The following is a 14,180-nucleotide window of genomic DNA, read 5'->3' as shown; positions in this document are numbered from 1 at the left end:
ATGGATACTGCCGATGGCCTTGTATTTTCAGTGCCTGAGATCTTCAGCGGTCAGCCTCCGAAGTTGTCATAGTGGACAGATTCGGGATCAACGCCAAGATCATCGAGCATCTTGTTGACGGCGGCGCTCATCGGGCCGGGGCCACACATATAGTATTCGATATCTTCCGGATCTGGATGGTCCTTGAGATATGTCTCATAGATCACCTGATGAACAAATCCGGCGGTGTATTTCACTCCTGCGGCATCAGCTGCCGGATCTGGGCGGTCAAGAGCGAGATGGAACTTGAAGTTGGGGAAGTCCTTTTCAAGCTGCATGAAATCGTCGAGATAGAACACCTCGTTGAGCGCACGGGCTCCGTAGAAATAGTTCATCACGCGGTCGCGGGTCTGGAGCGTCTTGGTGAGCCACATGATCTGTGCGCGAAGCGGGGCCATACCTGCGCCGCCGCCTATCCACATCATCTCGGCCTTTGAATCGACAATCGGGTGGAAATCGCCGTAAGGACCGCTCATGCGCACCTTGTCACCGGGCTTGAGGGTAAAGATGTAGCTCGAAGCGATACCCGGCATCACATCCTGGAATCCCACCTGGGGTTTCGGCTTGAAAGGTGGAGTGGCGATGCGGACTGTCAGCATGATGCGGTCGCCTTCTTCCGGATAGTTGGCCATCGAATAGGCGCGGACAGTTGTCTCCGTGTTGCGGCATTTCAGTCCGAAAAGTCCGAATTTTTCCCATGCGGGAAGATATTCGGCACCGATCGAATCCTTGTCAATGTCTTTGTCATAGTCCATATCGAAGGTAGGAATCTTTATCTGGGCATATGAACCGGGGATGAAATCCATGTGGGCGCCTTCAGGAAGAGCCACAATGAACTCCTTGATGAAGGTGGCCACATTGCGGTTTGAGATCACCTCGCATTCCCATTCCTTGACGTCAAGCGCAGAGGCCGGAATGCCGATAGAGCAATCTTCCTTCACCTTTACCTGGCAACCGAGGCGCCAATGGTCCTGCTGCTGTTTGCGTGAGAAGTGCACCTTTTCAGTAGGAAGTATGTCACCGCCACCTGAAAAGACCTGACATTTGCACTGTCCGCAACTTCCTTTTCCGCCACAGGCCGAGGGGAGGAAGATGTTTTCGTCAGCGAGTGTTGAGAGCAGAGCTTTGCCTGAGTCGGCTTCCACAACGGTATCATTGTTAATCGTGATCTTTACTTTGCCCGAATGGACAAGATATTTCTTGGCGAGCAGCAGAATCATCACAAGAAAAAGTGTGATGATCAGAAAGATGCAAACGCCTGAGAGTATTGTCAGCATATCTGTGAAATTCAGTAATAACAAGGGTTAGTAAATCAGATCTTGATTCCGAGGAAGCTCATGAAGGCTATGCCCATCAGTGCGGTGAGGATGAAAGTGATGCCAACTCCGCGCAGTGGTTTCGGAATGTTAGAGTATGTGGCAAGACGCTCGCGTATGGCAGCGATGGCAGTGATAGCCAGCAGCCAGCCGAGCCCCCAGCCGCCACCTGCACAGACTGCGGTCCAGACCGAGGGGAAATCACGCTGCTGCATGAAGAGCGAGCCGCCGAGAATGGCACAGTTCACTGCGATAAGGGGTAGGAAGATGCCGAGCGACGAGTAAAGCGCGGGGCTGTATTTCTCTACCGTCATTTCGACAAGCTGTGTCATCGAGGCTATGACGGCGATGAACATTATGAGCGAAAGGAAGCTTAGATCCACGTCGGCATATTCCGGACCGAGCCATGAGAGCGCTCCGGCACTAAGCACATAGGTCTGCAGAAGATAGTTGACCGGCAGAGTGACCACAAGCATGAAAGTCACGGCCACGCCAAGTCCGAAAGCCGTCTTTACGTTCTTCGAAACGGCAATGAATGAACACATGCCGAGGAAATAGGCGAAAATCATATTGTCGATGAATATCGACCGTATGAAGATATTTAAATTTTCCAACTCTGATAGTTTTAAACTGTAAACACTATTTTTAGCGAACACTCGGAGATCAATCCTCCTGGAGATCCTTGTTGTAGGAACGCTGCACCCAGATGATGCAGGCTACGAGGATCAGAGCCATCGGGGGAAGGATCATCAGACCGTTGTTGACATATCCGGCATTGTAGAAGCTCTGCGGTATCACCTGATAGCCCAGAAGAGTTCCGCTGCCCAAGAGTTCGCGGAAGAAACCTACTATGACGAGGATGACGGCATAGCCGATGCCGTTGCCGACACCGTCGAGAAACGAAGGCCAGGGCTTGTTGGCCATCGCGAAGGCTTCGAGACGCCCCATAAGGATACAGTTGGTGATGATGAGTCCGATGAATACCGAGAGTTGTTTGGAGGCATCATAGGCGTAGGCTTTCAACACCTGATCGACTATGACCACGAGTCCGGCAACCACTACGAGCTGCACGATGATACGGATGTTTGTCGGAATGGTGTTGCGAAGAAGCGAGATGATGACGTTGGCGAATGCCAGAACGGCGATCACCGACACTCCCATGACGATTGACGGTTCAAGTTTGGCAGTGACCGCAAGGACAGAGCAGATACCGAGGATCTGCACCACCACGGGATTATTTTTTGACAGAGGGTTGAAAAGCACCTCTTTTGCTTTGATTTTGTCAGCCATGACTTATAGAAGTTTTTTCATCGCGGCAGATCTCATCTGACTGTCTGCTGCGAAAGGTTCTGAAGAAATTTCTTATAGGGGGTCAGACAGTTGTCGAGCATTGATCCGACTCCTTTTGAAGTGATCGTGCCACCGGAAATTCCGTCGACATAGTCTTCACCGTCAAGCGGAGCCTGGCCGGCCTTGACTACGGCGATAGGGCGGAAACGGCCGTCTTTGAACACCTGTTTGCCTGCGAACTGGCTGCTGAAAGCCGGTTTCTCGATTTCAGCTCCAAGTCCCGGAGTCTCTCCCTGATGGGCAAAATAGGCGCCATAGATTGTTGAGCCGTCGGAATCGAAGGCCACATAACCCCAGATCGGGCCCCAGAGGCCGGCGCCGTAGACCGGAAGAATGTATTTCTGTACTCCTTCGGAGACGGTGCAGACATAGACCGGGAGTTCTCTGCGGTCAGGGGCAAGTTTTGCCTGCGTGGCCACATCAACATCGAAAGCCTTGACATTGTCAAGAGTCTCGCCGCGCTCGTTGACCACAAACTGCGATGTGATATAACGGTCAAAGTCGGCCACAATCCTGTCTTTTTCAGGCGTGATCATGGCTGCCGCAAGAATCTGCGCCATTTTATCGGCGTTGACATTCTCCTGCTGACGCGGGCGCAGTGCGAGCGCTGTGGCCGCCAGTGCCGTCCCGACGACGATGACAAGTACTATTATATATATAATGGTGTATGTATTGCTTTGCTTGTTCATTGCTGTTAATGGATGAAGTGAACGTTAATGCAAAATTTCAGAGCCTCATTCGGCGCTCTGGCGCAGACGGCGCATGCGACGGGCCACATTGAGCTGAACCACACAATGGTCAATCAGAGGCGCAAGAGCATTGGCAAGAAGCACTGCCAACATGGCGCCTTCGGGATAACCGTTGTTGTAGGTACGGATGATTATGGCCATCACGCCCACAAGGAGTCCGTAGAAATACTTGCCGGCATTTGTTCTGGCCGCGGTCACCGGATCTGTGGCCATGAAGACAGCCGCAAAGGCGAAACCGCCGAACAGAAGCTGGTCGGCAGGCGAAAGGAACGAAGCCGGATAAGTCGGGGTGGCGAATACGTTTGCAATCCATCCCATCAGCAACCCGCCGGCCACCACGCTCAGCATGATACGCCAGGAGGCGATGCCGGTGGCAAGCAATATGACAGCTCCGATAAGAATGGCCAGCGTGGATGTCTCGCCGAATGATCCGGGGATCAGACCGAGAAAAGCATCCCAGGTGCTGATCACATTGCCCTGAAGGTTGAGCAGCTCAAGGTCGCCGCCGCTGAACGAGGCGATCTGTCCCAGAGGAGTGGCTCCAGAAAAAGCATCTGGCAGGTCATAGCCAAGACCGCAGATAGAGTTGGTCGACACGAACACTTTGTCGCCGCTCATCTGGGCCGGATAGCCGAAGAAGAGGACGGCGCGGGTCACGAGGGCCACATTGAATATATTATAGCCTGTGCCGCCAAACACCTCCTTGACAAAGATAACCGAGAAGGCCGTGGCCACGGCAAGCATCCACAGCGGAGTCTCTATCGGGCATATCAGCGGGATAAGGATGCCGGTTACAAGGAAGCCTTCCTGGATCTCCTCGCGACGCCATTGGGCAACCACGAATTCAATGCCGAGACCTACTGCGTAGGCCACCACAATGCGCGGGAGCACTGCAAGGAATCCATAGGCCATGATCTGCCAGAACGGAAACGATGCCGCGCCGGCTGCCAGCCAGTTCTGATAGCCGGTGTTATACATGCCGAAAAGCAGGCAGGGCATCAGTGCGAGCACCACTATGATCATCACTCGCTTGGAGTCAAGGCTGTCATGGATATTGACTCCCGATGTGGATGTAGAGTTCGGGGTGTAAAGAAAGGTCTCAAACCCGTCGAACACACTGCGGAAAGCATGCAGCTTTCCATCAGGCTCGAAATTCGGTTTGATCCTGTTAAGATAATTTCTTAGCGCTTTCATTGTTGAAATGTTGAATCTAAAAACAATCGTCAGACTTCGTTTCGGAGATAGTCAAGACCCTCGCGGACAATTTTCTGAAGTTCCAGCTTCGACGGATCGACATATTCGGCAAGAGCGAAATCTTCCGGAGCCACCTCATAGATGCCCAGAGCCTCCATGCGGTCAATATCTTTCGCGAGAATAGCTTTGACCAGATATTCCGGAAGGATATCCATAGGGAATACCTTGTCATATTCTCCTGACATGATCATGGCGCGGCGTCCGCCGTTGAGACGTGCGTCGGGCGAAAATTTACGCCTGAGGAAACGGCCGATGAACGACGGGCTTACACTCATCTTCGACGGGCTCATCGAAGCCCAGCCCATGAACTCGTCGGCATCATCACCTTCGGGAATAACCGTAACCTGACGGTAGGGATAACGCAGGAAACCGTCCTCGCCTACCGGCACACCGGTCAGCACATTTCCGGAAATCACACGGTGATGCCGTCCGTCATCCTTGACATTGCCACCGACAAGAGCAGTCATCTCTGCGCCGGCAACTGCTGTCACCACCTGCGGATGCTCAACCTCGCTTCCGGTCACAGCCACTTCTACAGTCCAGTCAGGCTTGCCGGTCAATGCAAGCGACCCGATCCGGACAAGCGTCACGATGTCGAGAGTCAGCACGACCTCGCCCTTGTTGACCGGATCAATGTTGGCAATCTGGACTCCGGCATTTCCGGCCGGATGCAGACGCGGAAATTCCACCATCTCCACCCCATCGGAATCAGGCAGCGAAGATCCTTTTTCCACACCTATATATATAGGGCCGCTGCAGAGAGTCCGCAGCACGTCAATACCGGCCTTCAGCTCGGCCGTCTTTCCTTTGACCGACTCTTCAAGCGAAAGAGCCAGCGGAGCAGTGTCCATTGCGGTCACCATTATCGCCCTCGGCTTCACTGCCGAATGAGGCACAACATCAAACGGGCGCTGACGCATCATGGCCCACAGGCCGCTTTTGGCAAGAGCCCGGCGCACGGTAGCGGCATCGGCGCCTGCAAAAGGCTTGCAGGTCTCGGCCTGACACTCTGCCGCATCCACGGCAATTACCACTCGTTCGATCTTACGGCGCGCTCCACGCACGACAGCCTCGACCACACCTGCGGCAGGAGCCACAAGTCTGACCGACGGATCATTTTTGTCGTGAAGCAGAGGCGAACCGATGCTGACCATATCGCCTTCCTTGACGTCAAGTTTAGGCACAAATCCCGGAAAATCGTCAGGCACTACGGCCACACGGCCCACACAGGCCTTTCCGACGGACTCCTTAGAGGTCAAGCCACCTTCAAGATTAAGGTTTAAGCCTTTAGTTAGGCTGACAGTCCTTCTCATCCTTAGAAATATAAATTATACCTTTATTAGAAATTGTAAGGCACAAAGATAGTAAATAGATTTGGATATTTCTTAATCATGTTTAAGTAAAATAATCACAAATAATTAAAAAGCGAAATCCCGGCTCAACTTTCCTTTACATTTTAAGCGCACCGCACTGAAAAAAAGAAGCAAAACGTTTGCAAACACCGAAATTTCCTTATAATTTTGCAATATCGTTTACAAAACACCATTGACAGAGCCTTAAATTCGAAGCCATAACCAAGGTCCGATATAGCCTCTACTATCTCTGAACCTATTCAATCATCAAAACTAATAACCAATAAACCAATAAACTTAAAATTTTAGTAATTACAAATTATGGAAGCTCAAAAGCCCACCCAGCCCGCAAAGGCCAATGCCAAGAACAACTCCGGCAGCAACGTAGCCGGAATCAAGAATGCCTTCCTGGTTATTCTCGCCTGCTTCGTAGTAGCAGTATGTCTTTTCATCTTCTGGTTCGGTCACGAATCTCACTTTGAAGAAGGCCACCCCATCGACCTCTGGGGCACCATCTATAAGGGCGGTTTCATCGTGCCTATCCTCCAGACCCTCTTCCTCACTGTAATCGTTCTCTCTGTTGAACGTTGGATCGCCATCTCTTCTGCAAAGGGCAAAGGCTCTATCCAGAAGTTCGTTGCCGGCGTTAAGAAATGCCTCGCCGCCAATGACATCCAGGGTGCCAAGAACCTCTGCAAGAACCAGAAGGGTTCAGTTGCCGCTGTTGTTGCCGCAGCTCTCGTAAGCTACGAAGAAATGGACAAGAACACCATCCTCACCAAAGAACAGAAGATCGCCAACCTTCAGAAGACTGTAGAAGAAGCTACCGCTCTTGAAATGCCCGCTCTTCAGCAGAACCTCCCGATCGTCGCTACCCTCACCACCCTCGGTACTCTCGTCGGTCTTCTCGGTACTGTGATGGGTATGATCAAATCATTCCAGGCTCTCGCAGCATCCGGTGCTCCTGACTCAACCGAACTTTCAACCGGTATCTCTGAGGCACTTATCAACACCGCCTTCGGTATCGCAACCGGTGCATTCGCTGTAATCTCTTACAACTTCTACACCAACAAGATCGACAACCTGACCTACGCTATCGACGAGATCGGTTACTCTATCGTGCAGACATTCACAGCTACACACTAATCCCTAATTACAGATTCAACTAACCAAGGTTTAATCCAATTCAAATTAACCTATAACAATTAGATAATCGTAATATGGGAAAAGTAAAAATGAAGAGAAAAAGCACCCTCATCGACATGACCGCGATGAGTGACGTGACTGTGCTCTTGCTTACTTTCTTCATGTTGACATCTACCTTCCTTCAGAAGGAGCCGGTCACAGTGCTGACCCCCTCCTCTGTATCAGAGCAGAAGGTACCGACCGCCAACCTGGCGTCGATACTCGTGAGCCCTGAGGGGAAAATCTTCATCTCCATTGCCGGTGACGCTGACGCCGAAACCAAAGACACATGGGGATCTGAGGCTCTCCGCAAGACGATTCTTGATGAAGCAGTAACGCTCTACAACAAGCAGCACCCCAGCAATCAGGTGCAGCTCAGTGTGGCACAGCGCGAAGCATTCTCTAAAATCAATATGTTCGGTGTTCCTTTCCAGGTACTCCCCCAGTTCCTTTCAATGTCTCAGACTGATCAGGACAAATTCATCACTGACATGACTCAGAAAGGTGTCGGAATTCCTATCAATGACAACAAGGACATGGAACACCTCAATGAGTTCCAGATATGGATGCGCGCCATCTACAACTCAGGCAACGAAAACCTCGTGAAAGCCATGAAAAAAGGTGAAGGTATCGCCGTCAAGGCCGATAAAGACACCTCTTATGACATTGTTCACGATGTGCTCGACAACCTGCAGACCCTCAAGATGAACCGCTTCAGCATCCAGACTGCGTTAAAAACTGAGCAAGACTAATCATTATGGCACAAATAGAACAATCAGACGGCGGCAAGAAGAAAAAAGGCGCCCAGAAAAAGATGTCTATCCACGTGGACTTCACCCCCATGGTGGACATGAACATGCTTCTGATTACATTCTTCATGCTTTGTACCACAATGATCAAATCTCAGACCCTCACCATCTCACTCCCCTCGAATGAGAAAGTTGAGGAACAGCAGATGAACAAAGCAAAGGAATCAGAGGCTATCACCCTCATCCTGACTACTGAACGCAATGCCAACGGCGAAGTCAAGAAAGATGACGCAGGCCGCCCCATGAACGTGGTTTACTACTACGAAGGCATGCCTGAAATCGCTGACGCTAACGGCGACGGTCTTATTGACAACAACAAGCTCAACGCTGAAAAATTCCTCGGTAACGACGGAAAACTCCAGCAAGGCATCCGCAAGATCCTCCACGATCGTAACCTCCAGGTTCTGAGTAAAATCGAAAAAGAGAAAGCTCGCTGGCGCGCCAAAGAGTTCTCTCCGATTTCAGCAGTCAACGACTCTATCTATCAGGCTCGTGCCCGCGAAATCCGTAACGACTCTACTCTTACCCGTCCGGTGGTTATCATCAAGGCCACTCCTGAAGCTTCATGGGAAAGCCTGATCAGCGCTCTCGACGAAATGCAGATCAACCAGATTTCCCGCTACCAGATTGACAACATCAACCAGGTAGACTCAGCGCTCATTCTTGACTTCCTCAAGAAGAACCCGAAGAAGTAATCTTTTGATGACAGATATATAATTAACCCTGAAAAATTTCTATTGAAACTATGGCAAAAGACGTAGATCTTTCATCAAAAGAATGGATTGACATAATTTTCGAAGGCAAGAACAAAGACTTCGGAGCCTATGAGCTCCGCAAGGCTTCTGCCGGACGCCACAACCGCGCGATGCTCGTTATTCTTATCGTGCTCCTCCTGGTCGGCCTCCTCGGTCTCCTCGCAAACACCGTGCTTCAGAAAGCTGAAGAACGTCCCGAAGACCAGATCGAACAGGCCATGATCGACTACACTGCCGATGACCAGCAGGACGATGAGCCCGAAGAAGAAGAAATGCAGCGCGTAGAGGAGCAGAAGCCCGAAGCTCTTCCTGAAGAAATCCTCAACACCGTAAAGGCAACCGAACTTCAGATCACAAAAGACGAAGAAGTAGTAGAGGAAATCAAATCTCAGGACGAACTCAAGGACACTGACACTGCCGTGGGTACCACTGACTTTGACAAGGGTACCGATGACCTCAATGTGGTTCGCGAACACAAAGAAGAAGTAATCGTTGAAGAAAAGAAACCCGAACCCGTGGATGACAACCAGGTATTCACCGTGGTTGAACAGAAACCCCAGTTCCCCGGTGGCGATGCCGCACTCCTCAAATGGGTGAGCGAGCACATCCGCTACCCGGCCATGGCTCAGGAGAACAACATTCAGGGACGCGTAGTCGTACAGTTCGTCGTCACCAAGACCGGTAAGGTCGGTGAAGTGAAGGTGCTCCGCTCTAAGGACCCCGATCTTGACAAGGAAGCTGTGCGCGTGGTGAAGTCACTTCCCGCATTCGTCCCCGGCAAGATGAACGGTCACGCGGTGAACGTATGGTACACCCTCCCCGTGACATTCAAACTCCAGGGTATCTGATCCTGACTCGATTCTCATCAGACTAACGGCAGCCGCCGTCTTTACCTGTTGCGGTAAAGACGGCGGCTCGTTTTTTGCCTCAATCCTGACTGACAACTCAACCAATCGGCATGATTTTTGTTAAACTATTATAGTAGCCGGTCAAACAACGCACCGGCCAAGGCCCAGGCCCCTCTGCGGGCCATCATGACAGACAAAACTCACTACTTCAACATAGCTCATGAACTTCAACAATTTCACTATCAAATCACAGGAAGCCATTCAGAAGGCTATCGAAATTACCCGCGGAGCAGGTAATCAGGCCATCGAACCCGTGCATCTTCTCAAAGGAGTCATGACTGAAGGCGAATCGCTCATCAACTTCATCTTTTCCAAAGTCGGAGCCAATACTGCCACTTTGATGCGACAAGTTGACAGCAAGATTGCAGCCGAACCGAAAGTGTCGGGAGGCGAACCTTATCTCAGCCGCAGTTCAAACGACGTCCTGCAGAAAGCACTTGACTTAGCAAAAAAGCAAGGTGACGAATATGTCACCCTCGAAGCTCTGCTTTTAGCCATCTTCTCAGTCAACTCTCCGGCATCGACCATTCTCAAGGACGCCGGATTGAGCCAACGGGAACTCGAATCGGCTATCGCAGAACTCCGCAAAGGCAAAAAAGCTACTGACCAAAGTGCCGAAGACACCTATCAGGCCCTCTCGAAATATGCCATCAACCTGAACGAACGCGCCCGTGAAGGCAAGCTCGATCCGGTGATAGGCCGCGACGATGAAATCCGCCGTGTGCTTCAGATCCTCTCGCGACGAACAAAAAACAACCCCATGCTCATCGGCGAACCTGGCACCGGTAAAACAGCCATAGCCGAAGGCCTTGCCCAGCGCATAGTCCGCGGCGACGTTCCGGAAAATCTGCGCACCAAGCAGATCTACTCTCTTGACATGGGAGCCCTCGTCGCAGGCGCCAAATACAAAGGCGAATTCGAAGAGCGACTCAAAGCCATAGTCAACGAAGTCACCGGAGCCGACGGCGAGATCATACTCTTCATTGACGAGATCCACACCCTCGTCGGAGCAGGCAAAGGAGAAGGCGCGATGGATGCCGCCAACATACTGAAACCCGCGCTCGCCCGCGGCGAACTCCGCTCCATCGGAGCCACGACTCTTGACGAATATCAGAAATATTTCGAAAAAGACAAAGCACTCGAACGCCGCTTCCAGAAAGTGATGGTCAACGAACCTGACGAGGCCGCCGCCATTGCCATCCTCCGCGGCCTGAAGGAACGCTACGAAAATCACCACAAAGTCCGCATCCGCGACGAAGCGATCATAGCCGCCGTAACCCTGTCAGAACGCTATATAACCGACCGCTTCCTTCCCGACAAAGCCATCGACCTGGTGGACGAGGCCGCCTCCAAGCTGCGTCTTGAGATCGACTCCGTGCCGCAGGCTCTTGACGAAATCACCCGTCTGATTGCCCAGAAAGAGATTGAGCGCGAGGCCATCAAGCGCGAGGGTGACAAAGAAAAAGTCAAGGAAATTGAAAAATCGCTCGCCGATCTGCGCGATCAGGAAAAAGAATTCACAGCCAAATGGAAGGCCGAGAAAGACCTGATCAACAAGATCCAGCAGAACAAGATAGACATCGAACAGCTCAACTTCGACGCCGAACGCGCCGAACGCGAGGGCGACTATGCCAAAGTGGCAGAAATCCGCTACTCGAAAGTACAGCAGAAAGAACAGGAAAACGCCGCCATTCAGGAACAGCTGAAAATGATGCAGGGAGAAAAAGCCTTCATTAAAGAAGAGGTTGACTCGGAAGACATAGCCGATGTGGTTTCCCGATGGACAGGAATTCCTGTCAACAAGATGGTGCAGAGCGAAAAAGAAAAACTCCTCCATCTCGAAGCCGAACTCCACAACCGGGTTGTCGGGCAGAACGATGCTATCGCAGCCATAGCCGATGCTGTACGCCGCTCACGCGCAGGCCTCAACGATCCACGTCGCCCCATCGGTTCGTTCATCTTCCTCGGCACCACCGGTGTCGGCAAGACAGAACTGGCAAAAGCCCTCGCCGAATATCTGTTTGACGATGAAAACATGATGACCCGAATCGACATGAGCGAATATCAGGAGAAACACTCCGTCAGCCGACTCGTCGGAGCACCTCCGGGATATGTAGGCTACGACGAAGGCGGACAGCTGACCGAAGCCGTAAGGCGCAAGCCCTACTCCGTGGTTCTGTTCGACGAAATCGAGAAAGCCCACCCCGATGTGTTCAACATCCTGCTGCAGGTACTTGATGACGGCCGTCTGACCGACAACAAAGGCCGCATGGTCAACTTCAAGAACACCATCATCATCATGACCTCCAACATGGGCTCGCCTCTCATCCGCGACAACTTCGCAAAAATGACTCCCGAAAACCGAGGCGAAGTCATTGATAAGACCAAAGGCGAAGTGATCGAACTTCTCAAGCAGACTATCCGTCCGGAATTCCTCAACCGCATCGACGAGATCATAATGTTCACGCCGCTCAACGAGAAGGAAATCGAAGAAATCGTAGGCCTGCAGATCAAGTCGATCCAGCGGATGCTCGCCAAAAACGGAATCACCCTCGAAGTCACCCCGAAGGCCTTGAAATTTCTCGCCGAAGAGGGCTACGATCCGGAATTCGGAGCCCGTCCGGTCAAGCGAGTGATCCACCGTCTGGTGCTCAACCAGCTATCGAAAGACATTCTCGCCCAGAAAGTAGACCGCGAACATCCGATCATAATCGACCATGACGGATCTGACATCGTATTCAGGAACTGATCCTTGCGCCGACAATGGCGCTCTTTATCAATAATTTATCATACTCTACCTATTTTTTACTCAAAACTATTTTACTGCAACTTATGAAAAAATTTCTTTATCTGCTCTTAGTCCTTCCGTTACTCGGCGTCTTCACATCATGTGACGATGACGACAAGGACCTCCCCAACGTATCTCTGGCAATTGACTATTCAGGAGGCACCGAGGAAAACGGAGTTGTCAGCGTAGTTCAGGGAAACACCCTCGAAATCAACGCCCTGAAAGCCATCCCGGCAGAAGGCACCAAAGAAGCTACGCTCACCAATGTTGTATATTTCCTTGACGGTGTGCCCGTTGGCCGTACTGATATCATGCCTTTCGCCATCAACATCAACACTACCGAACTCGAAGTAGGCGAACACTATCTCGGCGTCCAGGCAACAGTGCTCCAGGTCGGCAAATCTGTCGGATTCGCAGTAGCCCGCTTCAAATTCAACGTCCTCCCCAACGACACTCAGGAACCCGGCGGAGACCAAGGCGGTGAAGGCGGCGGCACTCTTACCCCCGACACCCAGATCACTGATCAGGGAAAATAAGCACATGAGATTCACTATGTGACATCAATCCGATATGGCGGCCATTCTGCCCGACCTTTCAACAAGGACGGCCGGAGTGACCGCCATTACACGCTCCGGATAAAGACCCCAGACAAGCCAACCGACACCGGTCTTCTCATTTATGCCGGATAGTTGCAGTTGATACCAAAAAAAATATTAATTTTGCACCGTAATACGGCCCTACAGTTTCAACACCTGTTTACAATTCAATTCACCACGCATCAAAGCCATAAGCTGATTATGCTTCACCTCCGTTTCAACCAGATCTCAATTCTGATTATTCTTCTCTTGGCCTCGGCCGCATGCTCTACGCCAAAAGACATCACTTATTTTCAAGATCTTAAAGACGCTCAGATCTACACAGTCCCCACCCAGACAATAAAGATCAAACCGGCCGACAAGATTTCAATCGTCGTGAACTCACGTGACGCGCAGCTCACCGACATGTTCAATCTGCCCTACGTCCCGCGCAACATCGGCACCTCGGCATCCAGCCGCGGAACCAGTCAGGGACTCAGCGCATACACCGTATCGCCGGAAGGCTCGATTGACTTTCCTTTCCTTGGCGAAATCAAAGTCGAAGGCATGACACGCCTTGAAATCGCCGCCCTCATCAAAGGCATGCTTATCTCCAAAGACCTCGTACGCGACCCCGTGGTGACAGTCGAACTTACCAACGGAATCGTAACCGTGATGGGCGAAGTAGCAAAACCCGGTTCATACGCCATTGACCGTGATGACATGACCATACTCGACGCGCTCGGCCTCGCCGGCGACCTCACTATCTATGGCAAGCGTCAGGAAGTCAAACTCGTGCGCAGCTACGGCGACCGCCAGGAAACATACATCGTAAGCCTGCTCGATGTAGAGAAACTGCGCAACTCCCCGGCCTATTTCGTGCAGCAGGACGACGTAATCTACATTGATCCCAACAAAACCAGAATCCGCCAGAGCACACTCAACGGCAACACCTTCCAGTCAACATCATTCTGGATCTCCCTCGCATCTCTGGCCACAACAATCACCTCGCTCATCATACTCAAGTGATGCCGACGGCCTCTTTTTCAGACCGTCACGCCAAATTCCAACCGGATTCATCCTCTCCAAAGGCCAAGGCC

The 14,180-nt window shown here is 51.6% G+C and carries 13 protein-coding genes; 7 read left to right on the top strand and 6 right to left on the bottom strand.

Annotated features, from left to right (window positions below):
- Positions 1–50 precede the first annotated feature (50 nt).
- The 6 genes from nqrF to E7745_RS06195 are packed head-to-tail and all read right to left on the bottom strand — an operon-like array spanning position 51 to position 6,021.
- Complete coding sequence (nqrF, locus tag E7745_RS06220; protein ID WP_107032734.1) at positions 51–1,316, bottom strand: NADH:ubiquinone reductase (Na(+)-transporting) subunit F; 1,266 nt, start codon at positions 1,314–1,316, stop codon at positions 51–53.
- A 35-nt stretch (positions 1,317–1,351) separates the two neighbouring features.
- Positions 1,352–1,969: an NADH:ubiquinone reductase (Na(+)-transporting) subunit E gene (nqrE, locus tag E7745_RS06215; protein ID WP_107032733.1), complete on the bottom strand. Its 618-nt coding sequence runs from the start codon at positions 1,967–1,969 to the stop codon at positions 1,352–1,354.
- 49 nt (positions 1,970–2,018) lie between these two features.
- Positions 2,019–2,645: an NADH:ubiquinone reductase (Na(+)-transporting) subunit D gene (locus E7745_RS06210; RefSeq protein WP_107032732.1), complete on the bottom strand. Its 627-nt coding sequence runs from the start codon at positions 2,643–2,645 to the stop codon at positions 2,019–2,021.
- Positions 2,646–2,677: 32 nt separating this feature from the next.
- The gene (gene nqrC, locus E7745_RS06205; protein ID WP_107032731.1) at positions 2,678–3,394 is read right to left on the bottom strand and encodes an NADH:ubiquinone reductase (Na(+)-transporting) subunit C; all 717 of its coding nucleotides are present in this window, start codon (positions 3,392–3,394) and stop codon (positions 2,678–2,680) included.
- A 45-nt stretch (positions 3,395–3,439) separates the two neighbouring features.
- Positions 3,440–4,648, bottom strand: coding sequence for an NADH:ubiquinone reductase (Na(+)-transporting) subunit B (locus tag E7745_RS06200; RefSeq protein WP_123399328.1), 1,209 nt, complete (start codon positions 4,646–4,648; stop codon positions 3,440–3,442).
- Positions 4,649–4,677: 29 nt separating this feature from the next.
- On the bottom strand, positions 4,678–6,021 hold the full coding sequence (locus E7745_RS06195) for a Na(+)-translocating NADH-quinone reductase subunit A (protein ID WP_136408488.1): 1,344 nt from the start codon (positions 6,019–6,021) through the stop codon (positions 4,678–4,680).
- A 360-nt stretch (positions 6,022–6,381) separates the two neighbouring features.
- On the opposite strand from E7745_RS06195, the gene E7745_RS06190 reads away from it, so the two are divergent.
- The 7 genes from E7745_RS06190 to E7745_RS06160 all read left to right on the top strand — a co-directional run bounded on the left by E7745_RS06190 (position 6,382) and on the right by E7745_RS06160 (position 14,109).
- Positions 6,382–7,206, top strand: a complete 825-nt coding sequence (locus tag E7745_RS06190) for a MotA/TolQ/ExbB proton channel family protein (protein WP_107032728.1) — start codon at positions 6,382–6,384, stop codon at positions 7,204–7,206.
- Between the two features lie 74 nt (positions 7,207–7,280).
- The gene (locus tag E7745_RS06185) at positions 7,281–7,997 is read left to right on the top strand and encodes a biopolymer transporter ExbD (protein ID WP_107032727.1); all 717 of its coding nucleotides are present in this window, start codon (positions 7,281–7,283) and stop codon (positions 7,995–7,997) included.
- A gap of 5 nt (positions 7,998–8,002) precedes the next feature.
- Entirely contained in the window at positions 8,003–8,749 is a 747-nt protein-coding gene (locus E7745_RS06180; RefSeq protein ID WP_123399324.1) for a biopolymer transporter ExbD, read from the top strand.
- Between the two features lie 50 nt (positions 8,750–8,799).
- Positions 8,800–9,657 (top strand): energy transducer TonB, encoded by an 858-nt coding sequence (locus E7745_RS06175; RefSeq protein WP_124075568.1) that lies wholly within the window; start codon positions 8,800–8,802, stop codon positions 9,655–9,657.
- A 220-nt stretch (positions 9,658–9,877) separates the two neighbouring features.
- Positions 9,878–12,466 carry an ATP-dependent chaperone ClpB gene (gene clpB, locus E7745_RS06170; RefSeq protein WP_123399320.1) on the top strand — a complete coding sequence of 863 codons (2,589 nt, stop codon included), beginning with the start codon at positions 9,878–9,880 and terminating at the stop codon, positions 12,464–12,466.
- Positions 12,467–12,549: 83 nt separating this feature from the next.
- Positions 12,550–13,041 (top strand): hypothetical protein, encoded by a 492-nt coding sequence (locus tag E7745_RS06165; protein ID WP_107032723.1) that lies wholly within the window; start codon positions 12,550–12,552, stop codon positions 13,039–13,041.
- Positions 13,042–13,302: 261 nt separating this feature from the next.
- Positions 13,303–14,109, top strand: a complete 807-nt coding sequence (locus tag E7745_RS06160) for a polysaccharide biosynthesis/export family protein (RefSeq protein WP_136408487.1) — start codon at positions 13,303–13,305, stop codon at positions 14,107–14,109.
- Positions 14,110–14,180 lie beyond the last annotated feature (71 nt).

Source organism: Duncaniella sp. C9, assembly GCF_004803935.1.
In the GTDB taxonomy this organism is placed as follows: Bacteria; Bacteroidota; Bacteroidia; order Bacteroidales; family Muribaculaceae; genus Duncaniella; species Duncaniella muris.
Note: the sequence above shows the minus strand (reverse complement) of the source record. Positions and strands in the feature narration are given on the sequence as shown.

Excerpts from the sequence above, each read along its gene's own strand:
- nqrF (WP_107032734.1), bottom strand. The coding sequence starts at position 1,316 with ATGCTGACAATACTCTCAGGCGTTTGCATCTTTCTGATCATCACACTT.
- nqrC (WP_107032731.1), bottom strand. The coding sequence starts at position 3,394 with ATGAACAAGCAAAGCAATACATACACCATTATATATATAATAGTACTT.
- E7745_RS06210 (WP_107032732.1), bottom strand. The coding sequence starts at position 2,645 with ATGGCTGACAAAATCAAAGCAAAAGAGGTGCTTTTCAACCCTCTGTCA.
- E7745_RS06165 (WP_107032723.1), top strand. The coding sequence starts at position 12,550 with ATGAAAAAATTTCTTTATCTGCTCTTAGTCCTTCCGTTACTCGGCGTC.
- E7745_RS06180 (WP_123399324.1), top strand. The coding sequence starts at position 8,003 with ATGGCACAAATAGAACAATCAGACGGCGGCAAGAAGAAAAAAGGCGCC.
- E7745_RS06190 (WP_107032728.1), top strand. The coding sequence starts at position 6,382 with ATGGAAGCTCAAAAGCCCACCCAGCCCGCAAAGGCCAATGCCAAGAAC.
- clpB (WP_123399320.1), top strand. The coding sequence starts at position 9,878 with ATGAACTTCAACAATTTCACTATCAAATCACAGGAAGCCATTCAGAAG.
- E7745_RS06185 (WP_107032727.1), top strand. The coding sequence starts at position 7,281 with ATGGGAAAAGTAAAAATGAAGAGAAAAAGCACCCTCATCGACATGACC.
- E7745_RS06200 (WP_123399328.1), bottom strand. The coding sequence starts at position 4,648 with ATGAAAGCGCTAAGAAATTATCTTAACAGGATCAAACCGAATTTCGAG.
- E7745_RS06160 (WP_136408487.1), top strand. The coding sequence starts at position 13,303 with ATGCTTCACCTCCGTTTCAACCAGATCTCAATTCTGATTATTCTTCTC.
- E7745_RS06195 (WP_136408488.1), bottom strand. The coding sequence starts at position 6,021 with ATGAGAAGGACTGTCAGCCTAACTAAAGGCTTAAACCTTAATCTTGAA.
- E7745_RS06175 (WP_124075568.1), top strand. The coding sequence starts at position 8,800 with ATGGCAAAAGACGTAGATCTTTCATCAAAAGAATGGATTGACATAATT.